Origin of the sequence: Paenarthrobacter sp. UW852 (assembly GCF_024608385.1) — a bacterium.
Lineage (GTDB): Bacteria > Actinomycetota > Actinomycetes > Actinomycetales > Micrococcaceae > Arthrobacter.
Genome location: NZ_JAMSGY010000009.1, coordinates 45,607 through 69,567 on the forward strand (window position 1 = coordinate 45,607; position 23,961 = coordinate 69,567).

Annotated in this window: 23 protein-coding genes; 15 read left to right on the forward strand and 8 right to left on the reverse strand. The window is 63.4% G+C overall.

What is annotated here, in order from left to right:
- The first annotated feature begins 9 nt into the window (after positions 1-9).
- On the forward strand, positions 10-1,623 hold the full coding sequence (locus NEK97_RS15750) for a dihydrolipoamide acetyltransferase family protein (RefSeq protein ID WP_257370745.1): 1,614 nt from the start codon (positions 10-12) through the stop codon (positions 1,621-1,623).
- 79 nt (positions 1,624-1,702) lie between these two features.
- On the forward strand, positions 1,703-2,299 hold the full coding sequence (locus NEK97_RS15755; RefSeq protein ID WP_235521228.1) for a phosphatase PAP2 family protein: 597 nt from the start codon (positions 1,703-1,705) through the stop codon (positions 2,297-2,299).
- Here NEK97_RS15755 and NEK97_RS15760 read toward each other — a convergent pair.
- Positions 2,296-3,396, reverse strand: a complete 1,101-nt coding sequence (locus tag NEK97_RS15760; protein ID WP_257370746.1) for an amidohydrolase — start codon at positions 3,394-3,396, stop codon at positions 2,296-2,298. The two genes, NEK97_RS15755 and NEK97_RS15760, sit on opposite strands and share 4 nt — an antisense overlap.
- Before the next feature lie 224 nt (positions 3,397-3,620).
- Between NEK97_RS15760 and NEK97_RS15765 the strand changes: the two genes are divergently transcribed.
- Positions 3,621-5,105 carry an APC family permease gene (locus tag NEK97_RS15765; protein WP_257370748.1) on the forward strand — a complete coding sequence of 495 codons (1,485 nt, stop codon included), beginning with the start codon at positions 3,621-3,623 and terminating at the stop codon, positions 5,103-5,105.
- Here NEK97_RS15765 and NEK97_RS15770 read toward each other — a convergent pair.
- The 3 genes from NEK97_RS15770 to NEK97_RS15780 all read right to left on the reverse strand — a co-directional run bounded on the left by NEK97_RS15770 (position 5,102) and on the right by NEK97_RS15780 (position 7,316).
- Positions 5,102-5,413: a hypothetical protein gene (locus NEK97_RS15770; protein WP_235521227.1), complete on the reverse strand. Its 312-nt coding sequence runs from the start codon at positions 5,411-5,413 to the stop codon at positions 5,102-5,104. The two genes, NEK97_RS15765 and NEK97_RS15770, sit on opposite strands and share 4 nt — an antisense overlap.
- Positions 5,414-5,583: 170 nt before the next feature.
- Positions 5,584-6,012: a universal stress protein gene (locus NEK97_RS15775; protein ID WP_235521129.1), complete on the reverse strand. Its 429-nt coding sequence runs from the start codon at positions 6,010-6,012 to the stop codon at positions 5,584-5,586.
- Positions 6,009-7,316 carry a PLP-dependent aminotransferase family protein gene (locus NEK97_RS15780; protein ID WP_257370749.1) on the reverse strand — a complete coding sequence of 436 codons (1,308 nt, stop codon included), beginning with the start codon at positions 7,314-7,316 and terminating at the stop codon, positions 6,009-6,011. Before NEK97_RS15780 ends, NEK97_RS15775 begins: the two co-directional genes overlap by 4 nt.
- A 111-nt stretch (positions 7,317-7,427) precedes the next feature.
- On the opposite strand from NEK97_RS15780, the gene NEK97_RS15785 reads away from it, so the two are divergent.
- The 3 genes from NEK97_RS15785 (at position 7,428) to NEK97_RS15795 (ending at position 9,956) form a co-directional block, all read left to right on the forward strand.
- On the forward strand, positions 7,428-8,276 hold the full coding sequence (locus tag NEK97_RS15785; RefSeq protein ID WP_257370750.1) for an isocitrate lyase/phosphoenolpyruvate mutase family protein: 849 nt from the start codon (positions 7,428-7,430) through the stop codon (positions 8,274-8,276).
- Between the two features lie 95 nt (positions 8,277-8,371).
- The gene (locus NEK97_RS15790) at positions 8,372-9,436 is read left to right on the forward strand and encodes a hypothetical protein (protein WP_257370751.1); all 1,065 of its coding nucleotides are present in this window, start codon (positions 8,372-8,374) and stop codon (positions 9,434-9,436) included.
- Positions 9,437-9,491: 55 nt separating this feature from the next.
- A complete protein-coding gene (locus tag NEK97_RS15795) occupies positions 9,492-9,956 on the forward strand; it encodes a hypothetical protein (protein ID WP_257370752.1) in 465 nt (154 codons plus the stop codon).
- On the opposite strand, the gene NEK97_RS15800 is transcribed toward NEK97_RS15795, so the two are convergent.
- Together NEK97_RS15800 and NEK97_RS15805 are read right to left on the reverse strand one after the other, a co-directional pair.
- A complete protein-coding gene (locus NEK97_RS15800; RefSeq protein ID WP_257370753.1) occupies positions 9,953-10,801 on the reverse strand; it encodes a GerMN domain-containing protein in 849 nt (282 codons plus the stop codon). The genes NEK97_RS15795 and NEK97_RS15800 overlap by 4 nt on opposite strands.
- A gap of 162 nt (positions 10,802-10,963) precedes the next feature.
- On the reverse strand, positions 10,964-11,530 hold the full coding sequence (locus NEK97_RS15805; RefSeq protein WP_257370754.1) for an NAD(P)H-dependent oxidoreductase: 567 nt from the start codon (positions 11,528-11,530) through the stop codon (positions 10,964-10,966).
- A gap of 96 nt (positions 11,531-11,626) precedes the next feature.
- Between NEK97_RS15805 and NEK97_RS15810 the strand changes: the two genes are divergently transcribed.
- From NEK97_RS15810 to NEK97_RS15835, 6 genes are all read left to right on the forward strand, one after another.
- Positions 11,627-12,232 carry a TetR/AcrR family transcriptional regulator gene (locus NEK97_RS15810; protein ID WP_235521115.1) on the forward strand — a complete coding sequence of 202 codons (606 nt, stop codon included), beginning with the start codon at positions 11,627-11,629 and terminating at the stop codon, positions 12,230-12,232.
- 336 nt (positions 12,233-12,568) lie between these two features.
- Entirely contained in the window at positions 12,569-13,552 is a 984-nt protein-coding gene (locus NEK97_RS15815) for an ABC transporter permease (RefSeq protein ID WP_257370756.1), read from the forward strand.
- The gene (locus NEK97_RS15820) at positions 13,552-14,523 is read left to right on the forward strand and encodes an ABC transporter permease (protein ID WP_257370757.1); all 972 of its coding nucleotides are present in this window, start codon (positions 13,552-13,554) and stop codon (positions 14,521-14,523) included. The genes NEK97_RS15815 and NEK97_RS15820 overlap by 1 nt, the downstream gene beginning before the upstream one ends.
- Positions 14,520-16,673, forward strand: coding sequence for an ABC transporter ATP-binding protein (locus tag NEK97_RS15825; RefSeq protein ID WP_257370758.1), 2,154 nt, complete (start codon positions 14,520-14,522; stop codon positions 16,671-16,673). Before NEK97_RS15820 ends, NEK97_RS15825 begins: the two co-directional genes overlap by 4 nt.
- 78 nt (positions 16,674-16,751) lie before the next feature.
- Positions 16,752-18,479, forward strand: a complete 1,728-nt coding sequence (locus NEK97_RS15830) for an ABC transporter family substrate-binding protein (protein WP_257370759.1) — start codon at positions 16,752-16,754, stop codon at positions 18,477-18,479.
- 238 nt (positions 18,480-18,717) lie between these two features.
- Entirely contained in the window at positions 18,718-19,764 is a 1,047-nt protein-coding gene (locus NEK97_RS15835; RefSeq protein WP_257370760.1) for a Gfo/Idh/MocA family oxidoreductase, read from the forward strand.
- Here NEK97_RS15835 and NEK97_RS15840 read toward each other — a convergent pair.
- The gene (locus NEK97_RS15840) at positions 19,730-20,230 is read right to left on the reverse strand and encodes a hypothetical protein (protein ID WP_257370761.1); all 501 of its coding nucleotides are present in this window, start codon (positions 20,228-20,230) and stop codon (positions 19,730-19,732) included. The two genes, NEK97_RS15835 and NEK97_RS15840, sit on opposite strands and share 35 nt — an antisense overlap.
- Positions 20,231-20,248: 18 nt before the next feature.
- On the reverse strand, positions 20,249-21,442 hold the full coding sequence (locus NEK97_RS15845) for a WXG100 family type VII secretion target (protein ID WP_257370762.1): 1,194 nt from the start codon (positions 21,440-21,442) through the stop codon (positions 20,249-20,251).
- Positions 21,443-21,723: 281 nt separating this feature from the next.
- On the opposite strand from NEK97_RS15845, the gene NEK97_RS15850 reads away from it, so the two are divergent.
- The 3 genes from NEK97_RS15850 to NEK97_RS15860 all read left to right on the forward strand — a co-directional run bounded on the left by NEK97_RS15850 (position 21,724) and on the right by NEK97_RS15860 (position 23,879).
- A complete protein-coding gene (locus tag NEK97_RS15850) occupies positions 21,724-22,446 on the forward strand; it encodes a hypothetical protein (protein WP_257370763.1) in 723 nt (240 codons plus the stop codon).
- Positions 22,447-22,533: 87 nt separating this feature from the next.
- Positions 22,534-23,085, forward strand: a complete 552-nt coding sequence (locus NEK97_RS15855; protein ID WP_257370764.1) for a sigma-70 family RNA polymerase sigma factor — start codon at positions 22,534-22,536, stop codon at positions 23,083-23,085.
- A complete protein-coding gene (locus NEK97_RS15860) occupies positions 23,082-23,879 on the forward strand; it encodes a hypothetical protein (protein ID WP_257370765.1) in 798 nt (265 codons plus the stop codon). The genes NEK97_RS15855 and NEK97_RS15860 overlap by 4 nt, the downstream gene beginning before the upstream one ends.
- The last annotated feature ends 82 nt before the right edge of the window (positions 23,880-23,961 follow it).

Genomic DNA, 23,961 nt, shown 5'->3' on the forward strand with positions numbered 1-23,961 from the left:
AGGACCACTGTGACTGTAAAGAAATTCAACCTGCCGGACGTCGGTGAAGGCCTGACCGAGGCCGAGGTCGTGGCTTGGAAGGTTAAGCCCGGCGACACCGTTGCGATCAACGATGTCCTGTGCGAGATCGAAACCGCCAAGTCCTTGGTGGAACTCCCTTCGCCCTTCGCCGGTACCGTCACTGAGTTGCTGGTGGAGGAAGGCATCACGGTGGAGGTCGGGACTGCGATCATCGCTGTCTCGGAAGGCGCTGCAACGGATGACGCTACCCTTGACGGTGCTGCGCCCCAAGGGCAGCCGACCGATGCGGTAGCGGCTGCCCAGGCCCCCGCCGCCGAGGAAGTTTTCACGCCCACGTACGGAAAGCTTGTTGCGGACGACAGTTCTGACTCAGGGCTCGCGGGCGGTCCGCTGGTAGGGTCCGGGCCCAAGGCCGACGCCGTCAAACGTCGTGCGCGCAAACGCCCGGCAGGGTCCGTGGTTCCGGCCGTAACGGTTGCCGAGAACGCGGAAGGCACCGTCCAGGACAACCAGGCGCTGCTGGCCGCCAAAGCAGCCGAAGCACCGGTCGCCCACCGCACGACGCCGGTACGCGCCGTCGTCGAACCTGTCACGCAGGTGCCGGCATCTTCGTCGCCGCAGACTCCTGCCTCCCAACCGGCCGTTTCCCAGCCCGCCGCCTCACGGGGTGCGGCCATCGGCGGAACCATCAGCGGCTTGGTCAGCAGGGTTCTGGCGAAGCCGCCTGTCCGTAAGTTCGCCCGTGACCTGGGCATTGACCTCGCTGATGTCGTCGCAACCGGACAACGCGGAGAAGTGACCCGCGAGGACCTGGTGAGCTACCAGGCGCAACGCGATGCCGAGCACGATCGGGCCGATTCCTTCTGGGGCGCGTCGAAGAAACCGCAGGACCAGCGCATAGAACGTGTGGCCGTCAAGGGCGTGCGCAAGGCCACCGCCAAAGCCATGGTGGATTCAGCGTTCTCGGCACCCCACGTGAGCATTTTCGTGGATGTGGATGCCAGCCGAACCATGGAGTTCGTCAAGAGGCTCAAGGTTTCGCGCGACTTTGAAGGCATCAAAGTGTCTCCGCTGCTCATCCTGGCCAAGGCTGTCATCTGGGCCGCGGCGCGCAATCCCAGCGTGAATGCCACGTGGGTGGAGAACGCTGACGGCAAGGGCGGTGCTGAGATCCATGTCAAACACTTCATGAACCTCGGCATCGCTGCTGCGACGCCGCGCGGGCTCATGGTTCCCAACATCAAGGATGCACAGGACCTCTCCCTCAAGGAGCTGGCGCTGGCGCTGAACGAGTTGGCCACCAAGGCGCGTGCGGGAAAGACGCAACCGGCGGAGATGCAGGGCGGAAGCCTGACGGTCACCAACATCGGCGCCCTAGGCATTGATACCGGCACTCCGATCATCAACCCGGGCGAAGTGGCAATCATCGCGTTCGGAACCATCAAGCAGAAGCCATGGGTCCTGGACGGCGAAGTGATTCCGCGCTGGATCACGACGCTTGGCGGTTCCTTCGACCACCGGGTGGTGGACGGCGACCTGTCGGCTCGTTTCATGGCAGATGTCGCCGCCATCCTGGAAGAACCGGCGCTGCTGCTTGACTGATCGGAACAGTGTGCCTGAAACGGCTACCCGCACGGCCACGACCACTGGCGGCGAGCCCGACCACGTTCATCCCCAGCTGGTGGCGGGACCGTGGCGGACCGTGGCACGGGTGCTGACGGAGGTCTTCCAACCCCCGGTCGTTGTCCTGGTACTTTTGCTGATCAGTCCAGCGGTGGAGCCCGGCTTCCCCGGGACCATATGGTTTGGCCTGCTCGGGGCTTTCTTCGTGTGTGTCGTGCCGCTGGCCTATGTTCTGGTGATGGTCAAGCTGGGCCGGATCACCGACCACCACGTCAGCGACCGGCGTCAACGACCTGCCCTGCTGCTGATGGCCTTGGTATCGGTCGTTGCGGGCCTGGTAGTGCTCCAGCTCCTGAACGGTCCGGCCAGTGTTTCCGTGATGATCATTTCACTGATCGGCGGCATCGCAGTTTTGGCGGTGGTCAGCGCCTTTTGGAAGATGAGCGGGCACGCCTCAGCCTTGTCGGCCGCGGTCGTTATCGCCGTCCTGATGTTCGGACCAGCGTGGCTGCCGCTTCTCCTGCTGGTACCGGCAGTGGGTTGGTCCCGTTTGGTGTTGCGTGCGCACACGTTGGCGCAGGTCGTTGTGGGTTCTCTGTTTGGTGCCGTTGTTATTGCGGGCCTGTGGTGGCTGTTGCGTGGGTTGATGCTTTAGTCGACCGACTCCCTGGTCACCGCCTTGCCGTTCCTGATGACGGCCAGGGGAGAAGGCCGGTCAACAACCAATTCGGGAATGGACTCTGCAGGGAACTCGAGTCGGTCCGCAGATGCGGTTCCGGTAAATTCCTTGATGGCAGGCGCATCCAACAGCTCCGCCCCGGACGTGGTGGCAATCCGGAAGCACCGCTCCAAATCGGAGTCCGTTAGAGCCCCTGTCCGGTAACCCAACAGATGCATCCGGTCCACCATGCTGCCCGTGCCAAACGGTGACCACGCATCCCGTACTCCGTCCGACCCGAGCGCAACCCTGACGCCATGGTGCTCCAGGACATCAAGGACAGGCACGGGGTCGGCCCCCAGGGCGCACGTCGCCATCCACATCCCTGCCTCAGCCATCACATCCAAGGTGGCCCCGAGCTCCGGCTGGTTGCTGTCGCAGAGGGCAAAGGCGTGCCCCACCGTGACTCGACCCTGCATGCCCTCCGCCATGGTCCGCTGCGCAATGAGCCGCAGCTGGGCCAAACCTGCAGCTCCTGTGTCGTGCAGGTGGATGTCCACGTCCCTGCTGTGCCTTCCCGCCAGGCCGAAGACAGCATCCAGATGACCGTGGACGTCGCCGTCCAGTGATTCCGGGTCGATTCCGCCTACTACGTCGGCTCCTTCTCCCAGCGAAGCCTCCATGAGTTCCACAGTGCCGGGATTGCTCAGCAAACCGAACTGAGGGAACGCGACGATCTGTACATCCAGGACTGACGATAGCCGCTCCGCTGCAGCCCTGACGCCATGGATGTTCTTCAGGCCAATCTGCGAACCGACGTCAACGTGAGCCCGCATGGCCATTGTCCCGTTGAGGACAGCTTGCCGCATCAAGGCGAAGGCGCGTTCCTCCACGCTGTCCCCGGCAGCAAGCTGTGCTTGCAGGTCATTGCGGATCAGGGTCGCCAGATCGTTCGCCGGTTGACGGGATAACCAGCCCGATCCCCAGGTCGTTTTGTCGGGGTGAATGTGTGCGTCGACAAACCCCGGCGTAGTCAGGAGGGGACCGCCGGTGGAACGGGCAGGTGACTCCGATTGAAGAGAAAGTGTGTTCATGGGACTCCTGTCGTTTGATTTCATGATGGTATACCGAAAGCTCCCGAATAAACACGTTGGCAGTCAACACCGGCACAGTTCCGCGCTTGATAGCCGTGCTCGCTCCCATTTTTCGCTCTCTCCGCAAGATTTGGCATACCAAAACCTGTACAAGTCGAGGCTGGGCGCCTACTCTAATGAACAACATTCATTTATGTGACGCAGATCGCATCGAGGAGAGCGCCATGAACACCAAACCTAAGCCTGCAGCGGAAGGGTCCTCCGGGGGACCGACCCTCAAGCGTGTCCTGGGGCTGCCATCTTTGGTGGCCTTTGGCCTGACGTCCATGGGGATACTGTCGGTCGTGGCGGTTTACGGGGCCGGAACCGAGATCAGCGACGGGCACTTGCCCGCAGCGTACCTCGCGGCGTTGGTGGCCATGTTGTTCACGGCCCATAGTTACGGCCAGATGGCCCGTCACGTCCCCGTCACCGGAGGGGCGTACGCGTACGCTTCGCGGGCTTTTGGCCACCCTGTGGGGTTCTTGGTGGGTTGGGCGATGATGCTGGATTACCTGTTTCTGCCAATGGTGAATTTCCTGCTATTCGGCCTCTACCTCAACAGCCTGTTGCCCGGCATACCCCCTCAGCTCGCCGTCCTGTTCTGCCTTCTGGCGGTGGGCCTCTTTAGCGTGATCGGAGTCGGCTGGATCAAGAGGATGAACTTCGTGGTGGTGTCCGCGTCCGTTGCGGTGATCCTGGTCTTCGTTGTCCTGGCGATCCTGAACGCGCCGAAGCTATCGCTGGAAAGCGTGGTTCGCCCCCTTAGCCTTGGCGACGGCGGGATAGCGCCGGTTATGGCGGCAGCAGCAATTGTGGCTTTTGCCTTCCTCGGCTTCGATGGCGTGTCCACTTTGTCTGAAGAAGCCCGGAACCCCAAAAGGGACGTTCCTCGGGGCATCATCCTCTCCACGCTCTTCGCTGGCCTGGGCTACACCCTGTTTTCCGTGGCCGGCAGCCTTATCGCACCGGAGTGGCGGACTATTCAGAACCTGGATGCCGCGGGAACAGAACTTATGCAGGCTGCCGGCGGAGATGTGCTGATGGTGGTGTTCGTGGTGGTGAATCTCGGCGGCTTGGTCCTGTGCGGAACTGCGGCCCAGATGAGCGTCAGCCGTGTCATCTACGCCATGGGAAGGGACGGGATCCTGCCCTCCGTCCTTGCCAGGCTCCAGCCGCGTTTCCGCACTCCATATGTTGCTGCTTTGGCGGTTTCGGCCGTCTCGCTGGTTGCCCTCTTCATCACGTTGGAGCAGGCCGTCTTCATGATCAACTTCGGGGCGCTGATTGCTTTCGCAGTGGTGAACCTGGCAACCATCAAGGTGCTGTTCTTTGACATGCGGAAGCGGGGAGGGGTGGGGACCCTGCGGAATTTGGTGTTGCCGCTGCTGGGGTTCGCCTCTATTGCCTGGCTGTGGACATCGCTTGCCTGGTTTACATACCTGCTGGGCGCGGCCTGGCTTGCCGTGGGAGTGGTTGTGCTGGTGCTTCGCCGCAGCAAGGCCGGGAATCAGCTGGCACTGGACTTCGACGACGCCATCACCAGCGACGCCATTACCGGGGACGCCATCACCAGCCACGCCGTCACCGACGGCGACGCCACTCCCGCCAGCGGCGAAACTGGCGGCAGCACGCCGTCGCAGTCGGCCGAGGGCGCAGGAATCCGCTAGAAGGCCGGGTAGTTGACCAGCAAGGCCTGGAGTTCCGTAGTGGACATGTGGTTCGCCATTTCCACGCTGATGCCCATGGCGACGGCGGCGACGGTGAGCATGGCCACGCATGCCACAGACAGGAAGCGCCAGTCCTTGCGGAAAACGCTGCGAATGGTCTCCGGCATTTCCAGGCTGGGCGAGATCATGTTGGGCGCGCTGTCCCAGGAGCCGTCGTCCAGCATCGCGATGATGCGGTCGTTGGCGCGGTCGAAGCGCATGGTGCTGATGTTGTTGCCGTGGCGGGCAAGCAGGATGTCATGTCCCACGCGTTGGCGCGGCTGCAAGGTAAGCAAGAAAATCCCCTGAAAATCGAGAAGTGAAGGTGGCACGCGCCATTGGGGGCATCTCGATTTTATAACGGTTCAGTCAGCAACCAGGCCGAAAAGACGCCAAACGCCGGGTGAGGCTCCCCACCCGGCGGCGTGATCCAGCTCGCTTACGGCTGGTCAGTCTTGGCGATGTAGACATCGCAGGGCGCCGTGTGGGCGACAGTGTTGGCGACGCTTCCCAGCACCCGGCCCAAGCCCTGCATGCGACGGTTTCCGACGACGATCAACCGGGCGTCCTGCATCTCGGCTTCCTTGACGAGTGCCTCGCCCGGCTTGCCGCGGGCGGCTGAATAAGTCACTTCAAGGCGTTCGTCCTTGAGCCGCTCTGCTACGTCGCGGGCTACAGCCTCAGCTTCGGCGGCGTCGGAAACGATCCACCTGTCGGTGCCGATCTCCACAACTTCTGTCCGGTTGCTGTCGAAGGCGCTCACGACGCGCAGGCTCGCCCCCAAGCCGATGGCCAATTGCTGGGCTGCCTGGGCCGCCCTCATTGCCGTTTCGCTGCCGTCTACTCCTACAATCACAACTCCGGTCATTGTGCTGCTCCTTCAGTGGTGGCTTCGATGGCTTCTGCCAGGACGGGGGCCAGGCGGCGGACGCCTTCGGCTATCGTATCCGGAGGCACGGCGCTGAAGGCGAGCCGAAGCTTGTTGGATGGTCCGTCGGCGGGTGAGAAGGCTGCGCCGGGGATGAAGACAACGCCGGCGTCGATCGCTTTGCCCAGCAGCGGGTAGGTGTCCACGCCGTCGGGCAGGGTGACCCAAACGAAGAACCCGCCGTCGGGCCGCGTCCATGAGAGTCCGGACGGCATGTAGGTGTCCAGCGCCGACAGCAGGGCCTCGCAGCGTTCTGCGTACAACGACCGGTACGTGTCGATTTGGCCTTTCCAGTCGTAGTCCCGGAGGTAGGCCGAGACGAGCATCTGGTTCAACGGCGGTGGGCACAGTGTTACAGCCTCGGAGGCGAGGTAGAAGCGGCGTTGAAGGTGCGCGGGTACCAGCGCCCAACCGATACGCAGGCCCGGGGCGAAGATCTTGGAGAATGAGCCCAAATAGATGACGTCGTCGGGGTTGGCTGCGCGCATCGGCGCAATCGGATGGCCGTCGAACCGCAGCAGTCCATAGGGGTTGTCCTCAAGAACGATAATATTCGAACTGCGGCATATATCGACGATGCGCTGCCTGCGTGCTTCTGCCAGCGTGATCCCGGAGGGATTGTTGAAGTTGGGGATCGTGTAGAGGAACTTGATGTTCTTGCCCTCTGCCTGGAGTGCCGCGATCCTGGCCTCCAGAAACTCCGGTACCAGGCCGTCGTCGTCCATTTCGATCGGTTCCACCTGCACCTGGTACGCCTCGAAGGTGTTCAGCGCGCCAACGTAGGTGGGGTTCTCAACCAGTACGACGTCGCCGGGGTTGCAGAAGACCTTCGTGGCGACGTCCTGGGCGGACTGGGAGCCCGCGGTGATCACCACGTTCTCGGGTAGTGCATCAGTGATGCCTTCAGCTGCCATGATCTCGCAGATTTGCGCGCGCAGTTCCTCGGTACCCTGGCCGCCACCGTACTGCAGGGCGGTCATGCCTTCTTCTGCGATGATGCGGGCTGCGGTCTGTCCAAGCTGCTCCAAGGGCAGCGACTGCAGGTACGGGTTGCCGCCTGCAAGGGACACAAGCCCGGGCCTCATCGAGATGTCGAAGACATCCCGGACTGCGGACTGCTTGATGTTGGCGGCCCGCGCGGAGAACAGTTCCTCGTGCGGGTGGGCGGCCGTGGCGGCCCGCTCAATGGCGTCGATGGCTTCAGCGGGCAGTGTTGCGCCGGCATCCAATGTTTCGTGGGTCACAGTGAAAGGATACTCCTCGAGGTTGCTAATTAGGCAACATTTGTTTTCGCCTGCCGTGCCATTTTGACGGTCGCGCTTTACGACGCGGACGCGAGGGGCTGGAATGTAGCTATGACAGCACATCGGGCATCCGTGACCAAAGCCGAACACTTCCACAAGCTCCACGACGCGGGCCCCGAGCCCTTGGTGTTGGTGAATGTGTGGGACGCGGCTTCCGCCCGCGTGGTCCAGGAAGCCGGCGCTGCGGCCATTGCCACCTCAAGCTCGGCAGTCTCCTGGAGTTTGGGATATCGGGACGGCGACCACGTGCCGTGGGGGCTGGCGATGGCAGCCGTCGGCCGGGTAGTTGCGGCCACCACTCTGCCCGTGACGGCGGATATAGAGACAGGCTATGGACGTACCGATGACGAGCTCCGGGCAACGGTCCACGCCGTTTTGGATGCAGGGGCTGTGGGCATCAACATTGAAGACTCCAGTGCCGAGCCGCTCACGGACATCAAGGAGCAGTCCCGTCGCATCGCATTGATCCGCGCAACGGCGGACGACCGTGCCATCCCTTTGTTCATCAATGCCCGCACCGACACGTACCTTTCGGGGCGTTTCAACGAGGCCGCCTACGAGGAAACCCTGCGCCGCGCCGAGTCCTACCTGACTGCCGGGGCGGACGGAATTTTCGTCCCCGGCGTCGTGGATTTGCATGTTCTGCACCAGCTTTCCAGCCGGATTCCGGCGCCCCTCAACGCGCTGGCAGGTGTCGGGGCGCCGTCGCCTTTGGAATTGCACGACGCCGGCGTCCGCCGCGTCAGTATTGGCGGCAACACCGCCAAGGCGGCGTACGCCAAGGTGGCCAAGGTCGCCACGGAAATTCTGGGTGACGGAAACTGGGCCGGCCTGGCAGGGACGCGCAGCCACGACCAAATGGACGCGTTGTTCGCGGAGGGCCCCAAGTACAGCCTGTAGTTCCGGTAGGGCAGTTGGGGCACGACGGCGGCCCCTGGCTTTAATGTCGGTCCTCGCCGGTAGCTTTGGTTCCGTGGAGGACGAGGGGAGGGTCCATGACGCGACGCAGCGTGCAGTTCTGGCGGATCGAGCAACTGAATGGTGACGAGCTCAACCGGCCGTTTCCCGCCCGGCGGGTTGCCGAGGTCTTGAAGAATGCCCAGGACGCCGGGATTGACAGGCACTTCACCAGTGCGGATGGCACGGTGTTGCTTGCCCAGACGGCGTCGATGGCACCCCATCCCGTCCTTCTCCTGGACCGGGTCCGCGACACCAACCTGCCGAGCGTGGGTGACGTGCTGGGGCGCCGCAAACCGCTTCCCCTGGCACCTGGCGACCACCTTTTGGAGACCACATATTTCGCATTCCTCAAACGGAATGTCATCGCGGTCCTGACCAGTGGCAACGGTCCACGGGCGGCCCGGATGGCCGAGTACCTGGAGGGCATGCTGGGGTTGGAACCCGGCCTTGTTCCGGTGGTCAGGGAGGATATCGAGGAAATCCTTGCCCGGCTTGAGGTGAGCCGGTTCGAGTTTGCCCTTCCCGCGGAACGGTTGTCCGGAAAGCTCATGGAAGGTGAATGGGCTGACGTGCTGGACAGCGCCTCGCGCCTCATGAATGAGGGCACGTTCCGGATTTCCCTGAGCGTCGGCAGGTCAGGCAAGGCTGAGGACAAGCAGAGGATCCGCGACCGCATTCAGCAACTGATCGACCTCTTCCGCAGGGCTGGATCAGTGGAGCACTTCGATTATGTGGTGGCTGAGGGCAAGGATTCGCTGACGGGAGACCGGGAAGTGGTGGACCTCTTGAAGGAAAGGTTCATCTCGCATGTCGAGGTGGACCCGGATGTGTTCAACGATCCCCAAAAGTCGGTGGCGGAAGCCATTGCCATCCTCAACAAGCAGGCACGGGACAACGAGCCCTTCTTCGCAAGGACGTTGCCTGAACTCAAAGGGCCGGCGGACGCAGGCCTCGTCCCTGACCTTGTCAGTGGGGGCCTGTCCGCGATGCGCGCTGCCCTCGCCGACGTCGAAAGCCGGGACGTCGAAAACCGGGAAGCCGAAAGCCCGGACGCCGAGGAAAAGGCGGGCGGTGCCGGCCATGAGCTTGTTCGGGGTTGAGGTGGAGTCAACCGGTCCTCGGCGAACCGCCTGGCGATGGTTTCTGTTGCATCCCATGGCCGACTATCTTTGGGCGGCCGGGGCGGTGTCGCTGTGGTTGGGCGTAGCCCTGATCGCGGCTCACCCGCTGATGCTGGAAGATGTCGACGCCGGTGCGCGCCGGGCACTGTTCCAAACCCTGGCCACCTTGGCGGGTGCGACGGCGGGCCTGACGCTCACCAGTGTTTCCATGCTGATCAACGTGCTTGGCAAGAAGTCCGCCCCGGGGCAACGGGAGCTGCCCCTCGAGAGGCTCTCACCCCTTCATCGTCGCCAGATTGGTGAAGTGTTCCTTTTCGCCATTCCCGGACTGGGCCTGTTGGTGGTTGGTGCGCTGGTCACCGTCGTCCTTGAGGGTGATGGGCCCACGGGGCTGTGGATTCCGGAAGCGGTGGTGTTCGTCCTGGCGTTTGCCTCGGTCCTGGCCCTTCTGCGGGTGGCATGGGCACTCCGCCGGGTGTTGGCAATCGCCACTGGCTAGCGCACGCTCAGCGCCTCCGTGAGTGTCCTGCCGTTCACATAGATCTCAGCTCGCGAAGCCCCGCTGGCCGCGACGGCGGTGTGTGTCAGTTGCGCCTGGATGCGGGGCACGTCGCAGACACCTCCGGGCCGCAGCGATCCGCTGAGGTTCACCACGACGGTTGAGCCGCTCATATAGCCGGACAGGAAATGCAGCGATGAGCCAGCGAGTGCGTCGTACAGGGCTGCGTCACCGTCCACGGGCAGGCCCCCTTCAAGCAGCCGTCCCAGCGCCACGGACAGCGGGTCGCCGGGGATGGTTGCTCCACGCACCGGAACCAGGCTGTCGTTGCAGCCGAACCGCACGCCGCGGGCGCCGCCGTCGTTTATTGCAACGTAGTAGACCGCGGGACCGGCAGCGTCGGCGTCGTCCGGCACCCGGGCGGCGCGGTTCGAGGGGAGGGGGACCGGCAGCGGGGTCGCCGGGTCGGTGGAAGGCGCGACGGCGGAGCCCGGCCCGGTCGCGGCCGGCGCGGGAGTGTTGGCGGCAGGAGTGGGTGACGGGGGAGTGGCGGTGACCGGGCTGACCGGAGCTAGCGAGGGTGATGGGATGGCAACTGAAGGCATGGCGGGCACCGACGAAAATGACGGGCCCGGCGAGGCAGGGGCCGTAGGACTGACCGGCCGGGGAGGTGGTGTCACGGAAACTGTGGGCAGCGGCTCGGCGCTTTGCTGAGCGAGGGTGCCGGGACCCGTCGTGCAGCCAGCCACCCACAGGGCCAACACCACGCAGGCAGCCGCGATCGTCGTCGTACCTTTGAGTCCCCGTCCGGCATGCATGACAGCCCCGCGCTCCTGTCCGTCCACCTGTACATCCAACGTTAGGGCCGCAGGCCGCACCGCAACATGCCGTAACGGTGACGGTTCGGACAAGAGTTGATCACGCCTGCCGGGTCGTGGGCAGGTGGCCAGGTACGCAAATGCCCCCACGCCACAAGCTGCGGCGCGGGGGCATTGAAAGCGGAAAGACTAGGCGGCTGCTTCTTCGTCCTGGGCAGCTTTCAGGGGCTCGAAGATGCCCTTGATCTGCTCAACGATCTCGGCGTCGTCCTTGGGGTGGAGTTCCGCGAAGCGGATCATGGAACCCGGCACGGCGAGCTTGACGTCTTCGAGGACCTTGGCGCCGGCGATGCCGACAGCCTTGCGGGCCTCGTCCTGCGCCCACACGCCACCATACTGGCCAAAAGCGGTTCCGACGACGGCGGTCGGCTTGCCGGAGAGGGCACCGGCGCCGAACGGGCGGGACAGCCAGTCAATGGCGTTCTTCAGGGAAGCGGGAACGGTGCCGTTGTGCTCGGGGGTGACCAGCAGGATGGTGTCGGCGTCGGCTGCCGCTGCGCGCAGGGCGGCGGCTTCGGCCGGGACCTGGCCTTCGACGTCGATGTCTTCGTTGTAGAAGGGGATGTTGCCCAGGGAGTCGTGGATCTGGACGTCCACGTTCTCCGGTGCGTTCAGCTGGATGGCCTCGGCGAGCTTCTTGTTGTGGGAATCGGCGCGGAGGCTGCCGACGAGGGTAAGAACGGTGCTCTTGGACATGGTGTCTCCTTTGGGAAGCGATGTAAGCGTTGGTGCCTTCATCGATACTAAACGGACCGCAGTCCGCTTTCTATTCCCGGGTCTAGAATATTTCTTGTGAGCTTCGTCCCCCTGCAGCCGGACCTGCCTCTCGGTTCACCGCATGAGCGCAGCGATGCCGCACGGAACCGTGAGCGGCTCCTCTGTGCTGCACGCGAGTTGGTGGACGAGTTCGGGGCTGAGGCATTAACCATGGATGCCCTGGCGTGCAAGGCGAAGGTTGGCAAAGGGACGGTCTTCCGCCGCTTCGGCAGTCGCGCGGGCCTCATGATGACCCTGCTGAGCGATGCGGAGTCCGACTTCCAGCGGGCTTTCATGTTCGGGCCGCCGCCCTTGGGCCCCGGAGCCTCGCCAGCGGAGCGACTGACGGCATTCGGTGAGGGCCGCATCTACTTCGTTCTCGAAAACGGCGAACTTCTGAAGGCGGCTGGTGCTGCCACCCGGAACAGGTTCGACGTCCCCGCGACGAAGCTCTCGCATCGGCATATGGAGGTCCTGCTGCGCGAAGCCGGTATCGCCGACCCCTGGGTCATGGCCATGTCCCTGACCTATGCCTTGGACCCTGAGCGAATTGTCGATGACGTGCGGGTGCGTGGCATTTCCCCCAAGCGGCTCACCGATTCGTGGCGCGATGTCGTTGCCCGCTTGATGCGCCCTGCCTAAAGCGCCCTGCCTAATGCGCCCTGCCTAAAGCGCACTGCCTTGTAGCCGGCATCGCGGCGCCGCAAAGAAACACTAACGGTCCAATTCGTGACGCAGCCTGTACATAACAATCTGGCAGCAGGCGGGAAACTGGCCCCGCCGAAGCAAAACGTGAAGCAGTTATTGTGGTAGTTTCCTCTTGAATGTGACGCATGCCATACATGGCTGGTGATCACTGAAGGGGTGTGGGGGGGCTCAACAAACCACTACGCCAATTCGTAGCTGACGCCGGCCACAGCCGGGAACCGCGGAAGGACGAGCTTTGAGTTTTGCCACGATTCGGGGCAGCAACCCGACATGCTGAAATATCTGATGAAGCGGTCGGGAATCTACCTGATCATGATCTTCCTGACCACAAGCGCCGGCTACTTCCTGGCCGTCTCGTCGCTCAAACCAGCGGTCCTCGAGCAGGAAAAGATTCCGCGGCCCACCCCCGAACAGGTGGCAGCATCCTTCAGGGGTCTCGGCCTTGACCCCGACAAGAATGCGTGGGAACGCTACGTCGAATGGCTTGGCGGCATCGTCACCAGGTGGGACTGGGGACGAAGCCCGAACGGCGCATACGTTAACGCCGAATTCGCGGATCGCGTGCTGGTTTCCACCCGGCTCTTCATTGCCTCGATCATCCTGACGCTGATCATCGGCGTCGCACTTGGCGTCTACTCCGCAGCACGCCAGTACAAATTCCAGGACCGTGTCATCACGTCCTACAGCTACCTGGTCCACATTCTCCCGGCGCCCATCGCCTACTTCCTGGTCCAGCTTGGTGCCATCAGCATCAACGAAACCGTCGGGCAGCGCATCTTCTTCGTGACGGGAATTTCGACGCCGGGAATCGACCCCGGTTGGCCTGCTTTCGTTGACCTTGTGGCCCACTACGCCGTGCCCACCTTCGCGATGACCATCTTCGGTTGGGCCGGCTACCAGATCGCCCAGCGGCAATACCTGCTGGACAACGTCAACGCCGACTTCGTCCGCACCGCCCGCGCCAAAGGCCTCACCCGTAACCAGGCCATCACCCGCCACGCACTGCGTGTCTCCTTCATTCCCGTGGCGCAGAGCATCGCGTTCACCATCCCGGCGATCTTCACCGGCGGCTTCTTCGCCGAAGCCATCTTCGCCTGGCCCGGCATTGGTTTATGGAGCATCCAGTCCATCGGCCTGCAGGACGTGAACGTAGCCACAGCCACGTTGGCTTACGGCTCGGTGATCTTCGCGATCGGGGCTATCCTGGCCGACTTCGCCACAACACTGGTTGATCCACGGGTGAGGGTCCAGTAATGACGAACATCATCGATCCCATCGCGGAAATCGACGAGTCCCGGGTTGCTGACCAGGACGTCGTCATTGGGAAATCCCGCATCATTTTCCGCCGGTTCATGCGGAACCGGACCGCCGTCGCAGGTTTGTTCATTTTTCTGGCACTGTTCCTGTTTTCCATTTTTGGCGGGTTCCTGACCCCGTGGGACAAGGAAACCCTGGATCCGTTCAACATCGGGATGCCGCCGTCCCCGGACCACCTGCTCGGCACGACGCAGGCCGGCATCGACCTCATGGCGCTGATCGTTGATGGCACCAGGACCTCCATCCTCATTGGCCTGATTGTTGGCGGCCTTTCCGTCCTGATCTCCGCCGTGTACGGATGCACCATGGCGTTCTTCGGCGGCAAGGTCGATGCCACCATGCTGTTCATCCTGGAAGCGCTCATCATGATGCCCGCCATCCTGGTGGTAGCCGTGGCGACCAGTGGCAGCGGAGGACTCAAGAACCTCCCCAGCTGGCTTCTGCTGGTGATCGTCCTGCTCTTCTTCAGCTGGATGGGCACCGCCCGCCTGGTGCGCTCGCTGTCCATGTCGCTCATGCAACGCGACTACGTCAAGGCAGCCAGGTACATGGGCGTCCCCTCCCGCCGCATCGTGTGGCGCCACCTTGTTCCGAACATCGGCTCGCTGCTGGTGCTCGACTTCACCCGTGGCATCACGGGTGCGATCCTGGCCGAAGTGGCGTTCTCGTTCATCGGTATCGGCATCAAGCTTCCTGACGTCAGCCTCGGTGTCCTGATCGGCCAGGCCACGGGCCAGGTCTCGTCGTTCCCCTGGATGTTCTGGGTTCCGTTGACCGTCATGTTCCTGCTGACAGGCTCGCTGGCCATGATGAACGACGGTCTCCGTGACGCGTTCGACCCCAGCTCCAGTTCCATCGGACGGGCCAAGCGGACCAAGCCCCAGACTGCGAAGAAGATCACCAAATGAGCACCAACACCACTCCCGCCGAACGCCTCCGCGATGCCGGACTGTACGCTCCGGGTGACGCCGTCCTCAGCGTCCGCGACCTCAACGTCCGCTTCAACTCGGAGAACGGGGTGGTCCACGCGGTACGCGGCGTGGACTTCGACCTCATGCCCGGCAAAACCCTTGGCATCGTGGGTGAGTCCGGCTCCGGCAAGTCCGTCACGTCCATGGCCATCATGGGGCTCCTCCCCGAAACCGCGGACATCACCGGTTCCGTCCGTTACAAGGGCAAGGAACTGCTGGGCCTGAGCGATAAGGCCATGTGCAAGCACCGCGGCAGCGACATCGCCATGGTCTTCCAGGACCCGCTGTCCTCGCTGACGCCCGTCTACACGGTGGGCCACCAGATCATCGAGGCGCTCACGGTCCACAACCCCACCATGACCAAGCAGGCAAAAGAAGCCCGCGCCGTCGACCTCTTGCGGATGGTGGGCATCCCCAGCCCGAAGGACCGGCTCAAGGCGTTCCCGCACGAGTTCTCCGGCGGCATGCGCCAGCGCGTCATGATCGCCATCGCGATTGCCAACGACCCCCGCGTCCTCATCGCCGATGAACCCACGACGGCGTTGGACGTCACCATCCAGGCGCAGGTGCTCGAAGTCCTGCACACCGCGCAAGAGGAAACCGGCGCCGCCGTCGTCATGATCACGCACGACCTCGGCGTCGTGGCCGGCATGGCGGACGACATCATGGTGATGTACGCGGGCAAGCCCGTGGAAACCGGCACCGTCGAGGACATCTACTACAACCCGCGCATGCCCTACACGCTGGGCCTGCTGGGAGCCGTGCCACGCGTGGACTCCTCGGACAAGCAATCGCTGGTGCCCATCGAAGGGACGCCGCCCAACCTGGCGCAGCCCGTCATCGGATGCTCTTTCGCGGCCCGCTGCCCGATGGTCAGCGACGCCTGCCTGCACGGCGAACCGGAGCTGCTCGCGGTACCGGGTGTGCAGGGGCAGACACTTGGACACAAGGCAGCCTGCATCAAGGCCGATGAACTTTCCGGCGACGCCGATGCGCACAAGATCTTCCAGGCACCGCCCAAGCCCGTTTCAAAGTTCGACGGCGTAGCGCGCCTTGAGCGCGCAAAGGTCCTGGAACTCAAGGACGTGAAGAAGCACTTCCCGCTGCTCAAGGGTGCACTCATCAAGAAGCGCATTGGCACGGTCAAGGCCGTTGACGGGCTGAGCTTCGACATCCGCGAGGGCGAGTGCGTCTCGATCGTGGGCGAGTCCGGCTGCGGTAAGACCACCACTTTGCTTGAAATCATGGAGTTCCACCCGGACCAGGTGGGCGAGGTGGTCATTGGAGGCGTCAGCAACAAGGTAGCCACCGACCACAAAACCAAGATGGCCATGCGCAAGGAAATGCAGATGGTGTTCCAGGACCCCACGGGCGCCCTGGATCCGCGCTTCACTGTTTACGAAGTCCTGGCCGAGCCCCTGGAAAACCTGGGGATGCCCAAGGCCGCCATCAGGAAACGCATCATGGAGCTCATGAAGCTGGTGGGCCTGCAGCCGGATCACGTGAACCGCTTCCCCAACCAGTTCTCCGGCGGCCAGCGCCAACGCATCGGCATTGCCCGGGCGCTCGCGGTGAATCCCAAGCTGGTGGTCCTGGACGAGCCGGTCTCTGCTTTGGACGTTTCAGTGCAGGCTGGCGTGATCAACCTGTTGGACAAGCTCCGTGCCGAACTGGGCCTGAGCTACCTCATGGTGGCCCACGACCTTTCTGTGGTCCGGCACATCTCGGACCGCGTGGCCGTCATGTACCTGGGCAAGATCGTGGAGACCGGGGACGTGGACGATGTCTTCGACAACCCGCGCCACCCCTACACCCGGGCCCTGCTCTCCGCTATCCCTGTTCCGGACCCGAACCTGGAACGTACCCGCGAGCGCATCATCCTGCAAGGCGACCTGCCCAGTCCGCTTGACGCACCCAAGGGATGTAACTTCGCTACACGTTGCCCGGTGTTCGCCGCGCTTCCCGCAGGGAAGCAGGAGAAGTGCCTTACTCTGGAGCCGCCACTTGCTTCTGAAGGTGCACAGGACTTCGCATGCTTCTACCCGGACGGAGAAATAGATGCCGACATGCTGGTGGTGCATGCCTGACAACACATGACGCATTGACATATATCCCTGGTCTCAACTCGCAAAAATATTCCAAGTCGTAAACATGAAGGGCAAACCATGAAGAAGTACACGACGATCGGTGGCGTAGCACTCGCAGCAGCGCTCATGCTCACCGCTTGCGGCGGGGGAACGCCGTCGGGTCCGGCCTCCCAGAAGGCTGAAGCAGCGGGCGGTGACATCAGCAAGCTGATCAGCATCAATGCCAAGGAAACCAAGGACCTGGACCAAGGCGGCACGGTCACTTTGCCGACCGTGGACCTCGGACCGGACTTTAACAACAGTTCCAACGTCGGAAACAGCGCCGCGACCGCAGCTTTGCTGACTCCAGTCAATCCGGCAGGCATGAGCAGTGGCGGCATCGGCGGCTGCTGGAAGCTCGACTTCGACGGCAAGGCCGAGCCCAACAAAGACTTCTGCGAAGACGTCAAGAGCGAAATCAAAGACGGCAAGCAGACCATCACCATCAAGATCAACGACAAAGCTACGTGGAACGATGGAACGCCCATCGATGTCAGGACCTTCGAGAACACGTGGAAGATGTCCCGCGGTGAAGACAAGGCGATTGACATCGTCAACCCCGGGTCTTACCCATTTGTTGACTCGGTCAAGGCCGGCGCCAATGACAAGGAAGTCATCGTCACCACCACGCAGCCGGTCTACCCGCTGGAAGACCTCTTCTTCGGCCTGATCCACCCGGCTGTAAATACCGCCGAAATCTTCAACAACGGCTTTGCCGGAAACATGCACCCGGAATGGATGGCCGGTCCGTTCAAGGTGGAGAAGTACGACTCTACGGCGAAGACCGTCAGCATGGTGCCCAACGACAAGTGGTGGGGCCAGAAGCCCGTTCTCGACAGGATCGTGTGGAGGCAGATGGAACCAAGCGCAACCATCGCCGCCTTCAAGAACGGTGAGATTGACGCTACGGACGCTCGCTCCCTGGGCCGCTACAAGCAGCTTGAAGGAACGAAGGACGCCGAAGTCCGTCGTGGCCAGCGTCTGTTCGCCGGTGGCCTCAACATCAATGCCCAGCGGCCAGCCCTTGCGGATGTCGCCGTCCGCAAGGCGATATTCACGGCCGTGAACCGTAAAGCCCTCCGCGATGTCCAATTCAACGGCCTGAACTGGTCCGAGGAAAGCTCGGGCTCCATGATGCTCATGCCGTTCTCCGAGTACTACCAGGACAACTACCCCGTGAAGGACTCGGACCCTGATGCTGCCAAGAAGGTCCTCACCGATGCCGGTTACACCGCCAATGACAAGGGCATCATGGCTAAAGACGGCGTCCCGGTTTCCTTCAAGGTGACCTACTTTGGAGAAGATCCCACAAGGGCGGCCGTCACACAGACCCTGCAGAAGCAGCTTCAGGCGGCGGGCATGGATGTCGCCGTCGACCAGCGCGGCGACGCCGACTTCCAAAAGGTTCTGGGGTCGCGGGAATTTGACCTGACGATTTCGGGCTACACGGTTGGCGCCGACGCTACCAGCGGAGTCAAGCAGTTCTACGAGTCAACCACCAATGAAAACCAGCTCGGCGATGCTGAGCTGGACGCCGAAATCAAGCGCCTGGCAACCATCGCCGATGATAAAGAGCGCAACAAGGCCGCCATGGAGGTAGAGAAGAAGCACATGGCTAAGTACTTCTCCATGGGTACTCTGCTGAACGGCCCGGAGATCCAGTTCGTTCACACGGGCCTGGCCAACTACGGCCCGTCCCTGTTCAAGAGCCTCTCCAACGTTCCGGACTGGACCACCATCGGCTGGGAAAAGGGCAAGAAGAAGTAGCCACCCCGCTGTAGTTTCCTGAAGGCCGGGAACCACCCCCAATCTGTTGATCGGTTTATCCGGTTCGATCGGTTCGGGATTGGTTCCCGGCCTTCGCCATACCCCCAACCCTCCCTCACTTCCCTCCCCCTTGGGCCGATCCCTCTCTCACATCCCTCCCCCTTGGGCCGACCCACCCGGTGAGAGAGGGATCGCGGGAAGGGGCTGTTACGTGAGCGAGGGTCGGTAGCCTAGGGGCATGACTTCCACGCCTATCCGCACAGCCGTTGCCGGTTTCGGGCTCTCCGGCAGTGTTTTCCATGCTCCGTTCATCGCCGCCAACCCCGCGTATGAGCTCACCGTCATTGCAACATCGGACGCGGCACGCCAAGCCAAAGCGAAGGACCGGTACCCGCAGGCAAAGATCGTCGACACTCCCGATGACATTCTGGCCCTCGCGGACCACTTGGACCTCCTTGTCATTGGCACACCGCCCGCAACCCACTACCCGCTCGCGAAAGCGGCGCTGGAAGCCGGTCTGGACGTCGTCGTGGATAAACCGTTCGTGGTCCACAGCAACCAAGGCGAGGAAGTGATCCGGCTCGCGGCGAAGCTGGGTCGGGTGCTCACTGTCTACCAAAACCGGCGCTGGGACGCCGACGCCCTTACCGTGCAGAAACTGCTCGACGCCGGCATGCTGGGGACGGTGACCCGTTTCGAAGCGGGGATGGAGCGGTGGGCGCCGGCGATCGCGAAGGAATGGAAAGCCAGTGCCACGGCGGAGGACGGGGGCGGGGTGCTGTTCGACCTCGGCACCCATGTGCTGGACCTGGCTTTACGGTTCTTCGGGCCGGCGGAAGTGACTCACGCGGAGATCCGGGCCCGCCGCCCCCAGGAGAGCGCCGATGACGACGTATTCCTGGTCCTCGACCACAGATCGGGAGTGGTCAGCCACGTGACCCTCAACCTCAACAGCCAGCTTCCCGGTCCACGCTTCCGGATTCTGGGTACTCGCGGCGGTTTCGTGAAGTTCGGTGCGGACCCGCAGGAACCCTACTTGTCCGAAGGCGGGCTGCCCACCGACCCGGAGTACGGCGTCGAGCCCGCGCAAAACCATGGGACCTTGGCGGTAGACGGCGAGCGCACCACGGTCCCCACCGAACGTGGAGCGTATCCGGAGTTCTACCGGTTGCTGGCGGACAAGATCGACGACGGCGGTACGGCGTCGTCGCGCCCGTTGCCTGTTGATCCGGCTGATTCGGTGACCGTGCTCAAGCTGATTGAGCAGGCCCGGGGGCTGGTGTGATGTCGGCACTCGCAACCACCGAGTAGATCGCTTTCAGGTCGGCATTGCCCTCGCGCGGCTGGCAGCTTCCCGTCAACTGGATGACATCCGCGGCAGCGTTTTGGTCAACCACGGTGACCGCGGTGAACTGCGCCAGGGATCCAGCCTGGGGGTGGGTGTAACGGGCTTCCCGCACGTGCCAATCCCGGCCGTTGATGGTCACCGGTTCTGTACCCAGAAGGACAGCTTCGGGCAAGGAACCCAGGAACTGGTCTACCGATGCGGCAATGTCCTGCAGCCCGTACCCGGGGCGGCGACGCGAGACGGAGATGACGACGTTCGCGGTGTAATTTCCTTCCACGGCCGGTGCCATCAACGCTCCCACCGCTTCGGGCACAACGTGCTGGGTCCAACCGGCCGGTGGGTTGAGTTTGATGGTGGGGTACGCGGGGAATGCTTCGGACGGGAAAACCTGCTGCGATGTCACGGAGAGCCCTTTCGGAGGCTAGTTGTTGACGAAGTCGATGAAACCGGTGACGGAGTCCATGAACCCTTTGGGGCTGAGCGTGATCTGGCCGCCTGCGCCCAGGCCCAGCTCTGCGGTGATCTTGGCACCTGCGCCGAGCGTGAGCCCGTCCTCGTCCAAGGAGACGGTGTAGTAGTGACTCTCACCTGCGCCCGCAGCAACTGTGCCGTTGAGCGTTATTTTCTGCCCCAGCACTTCCACGTATTGGCTGCCGGTCAGCTCAGCACCCGCTCCGGCGCTGAACGCGCTGCCTGTGACGTCCTTGTTCTTGACGCTGACTTCTCCTTCACCTGCGCTGGCCCAGGCGCCTGCCCGCAGCTCCCCGCCCTGGCCCACACTGAACAGGCCCCCGGCAAACTCGGTCTCATTGTCCGTGGTGATCTTTTGACCGGCGAACCCCTCACCGCCGCCGGAGAAGAGGAAGGGGCTGCTTGCGTTGGCATGGGCGCTGGCCTCTACACCGGTCATGGCCCGGGTTGTGGAGGTGTTGGTGATCCAGCCGTCAAAGAACTCGGAGCGAACCGTGGTGGTGTTCTCGGCCCCCGCAAACGCTTCACCGTTGGCGCTGGCGTGGGGGAGTCCGAGCCCGAACGGCACGCTGGCCTCAAACTCGCCGTTGGCGCGGGCTCCCACGAACGTTTCATTGGTGACAGTGGTGTCCATGGGCCCGTATCCGCCGTTGGCCGTCCACGTCATCTGCCCGCCAGTGGATGCTTCGCCGGAGCCGCCCACTGCGATCCCGCCCGGTCCCATGGAGCCATGCGTTTCACCCGTTGCCTGGCTGTCGAAAGAACCCTCACCTTGAACTGTGACGGGGCCGTAGGTAGTGGGATTAAATGTGAAACCCAGTGTCCCTGAGCCGCTCCTGCCCTTTCCATCACCCAGCCCACGCCCCGGCCCGCCCAGGGAGGCTTGCTCCTGCTGTTCGGCATTGAGTTTCAAGGCCCGGGCGTTCTCCTTGAGGCATGCTGCTGCGGCGCCCAGCCGGCCCTGGAGATCACTGTGCCAGGCACTGCGGAAGCGGTCGGCGTCGTTGCCCCGCCAGTAGTTGCCTTGCTGGATCAATGCGTTGAGCTGCTGCCGCAGGTCACTGATCTTTTGGGCCTCAGAGTCCATTACTGCCGATAGCCGCCGGAGATCTCCGACGTCGGCGCCCACCAATCCCTGTGCCATTACCAAACCAGTCCCATCACGTATCCCCTGAACGTAGCGACATTTGAAAACCTGCAGGCCAGTTTGGCGCCAGGCGTCTCCCGAGCATAACCAGTGCCAGGCAGGGCTGCCATGGGGAGAACTGCCGGTGTGAATAAAGCCCGCCAAAAAACTTTCAGCAGGTGCGTAACCTCGTCGCAGTCCCCAGCGATGTAGGGGGTGTACGGGTCATGCCCGTGCATTGATCATCCGGCAGCGACCCAACAGCTGCCGGGGCAATCCCAAGTTTTTCGGAGGGTTTTATGTCCTTGTTCACTGTCCTTGCCACCAGCAAAGTCGCCGCGGGCGTCCTGGCCGCCGGAGCCGTGGCCGCCGGCGGAACAGGCGTAGCTGCCTTCAACGGCGCGCTTCCCCACGGTTTCCAGCAGACGGCGCATGATTTTGTTGGCGCTCCGGCCCCGGTCGACGGGAACACCGCCAAAGCAGTCACGTCCGAAGCAGCCGCCGCGACCGAAACGGCCAAGTCCAAGGTGACTGACGCCGTCGGGACCGCGCAGTCCAAGGCCGCTGACGCTGCCGATGCGGGTCAGGCAAAGGCCGCCGACGCTGTATCCGACGCGAAGGCCACAGCCCAGCGCGCCCTCGCCACCTCACCGGAGGCCTTCGGCCTCTGCACGTCATTCCTCAATGGCGGACTCAAGTCCGACACCACGGTCCAGGGCTTCAAGTCCCTGGCGATTGCCGCCGGCGGCGAGGCAAAGGTTGAGGCGCACTGCCAGGCCGTCGTCGACGCCGGTAAGGCTGCCGGTCTGAAGGTGGACGGCTCCGCGAAGGCAAACGCCGACGTCGATGCTGCCGCCACGTCCGGACTGCCGGCAACGCCCGCGGTCCCTGCCGTCCCCGCGGTTCCGGCTGCACCCGCGGTCCCCGCGGTTCCCGCCACCCCGGCTGCACCCGCAGTCCCGGTGCAGGTTCCCAGCCACGTTCCGGCCGTTCCAGGATCTTCCCTCGATTCTGTCCGCTAAGCGGACAGGGGCTACGGTTTAAAGGCGGGGCTCCTTGGCTTAGGACAAGGAGCCCCGCTACGTAACGTGGGATGGAGGCGTCCACGGGTGCTTGACCCTTTGGCTGATGAATATGTGCAGGCGGATCAGGACGACCCCGCGCTGCTCTTCACGGCTGCCTACAACAGCTACGCGGGGCCGGTCTTCGGCTACCTCCGTGCCCGGGGCGTGGACGACCCCGAAGCCGTCACGCAGGACGTCTTCCTGGCCCTCCATCCGCAACTCGAAACACTGCAAGGCGGGCTGCAAGGGGCAAAATCCCTGGTGTTTTCCATTGCCCACGCCCGCATGGTGGACTACTACCGCAAACGTGCACGAACACCCGCTTCCACGCCCTACGAACAGGACCTGGATGGCCGGCGCGCCCCCTCGGCTGAGGACCAGGCGTTCGGGCGGGACGCTGGCCTGGGGGTCTCGGACCTCCTGGAGGGCCTCGCGGACGACTACCGGGAAGTGCTGGCGCTGAGGGTCGTTGCCGATCTTTCCGTTGAGGAGACAGCGGCCATCATGGGCAAGTCGCAAGGAGCGGTGAAGCAGTTGCAGCGCAGGGCATTGGGCGCACTGAAGAAACGGGCACAACAAACGAACGGCACATCATGAGCGAACATTTTCCGCCCCGCGGGCGGCACGACGCGGAAGCGATCGACCACCTGTTGGCCGGTTCCGGGTTGGAGGGCGATGCCGGGGTCCGCGCCGAACTGCTCGAACTCCGCTCACTGGCGGCCACGGCGCCTCTGCCGTCTGAAGCCGTCCGGGCGCTGATGGTCCCGGCCCCCGCGGTGCGCGACCAACCTGCCGCGCACAACGAACCTGCCGCACACGACGAACTTGCCGCACACAACGAACCTGCCGCACACGACGAACTTGCCGCGCGGAGACGGAAGAAGCGCCGCGCCGCCATTGCCGGCCTGGCCGTTGTTGTCTCCCTGGCTGGCGGTGCTACGGCTGCGGCCGCGTCCGAGGGTGGCATCCCGGGCGCCTTCCAGCATCTTGGGGCAGCCATCGGTTCGGTGGTTTCACAGCTGGCGCCCGGCGCGGGATCCGCTCCGAAACAGGGTGGACCGGCGGGTTCGACCACTGAGTCGCCTTCCGGGGACGTCAGGCCCACTCCTGTGCAGAGCCAACCCGGCCAGGCGCCCGCTTTGCCGGAGCCAAGCGCCCATGAACGCGGTTCCCAGGCGCAACCCGGCGGGAGCGCAGCAACAAAAGCACCCAAGGTTCCCTCGCGGGGCGAGCCCGGCAATGGGGTCATTCCCACACCCCCGGCAGTACCCGTGACGCCTCCGGCCGTGGTTCCTCCCACAATCGACCCGGGAAAGCTTCGCCCATCGGACCTCCCGGTACCCGTTCCCATCCATGTGGAACCCTCACCGCCCGTCATCCCCTCGAAGTGACGGAAAATGCCAATGTTCGTCAGGAACATTGGCATTTTCTGCCATCTCGGCACGCCTTAAACCACGACGGCGGGGTGCGGCT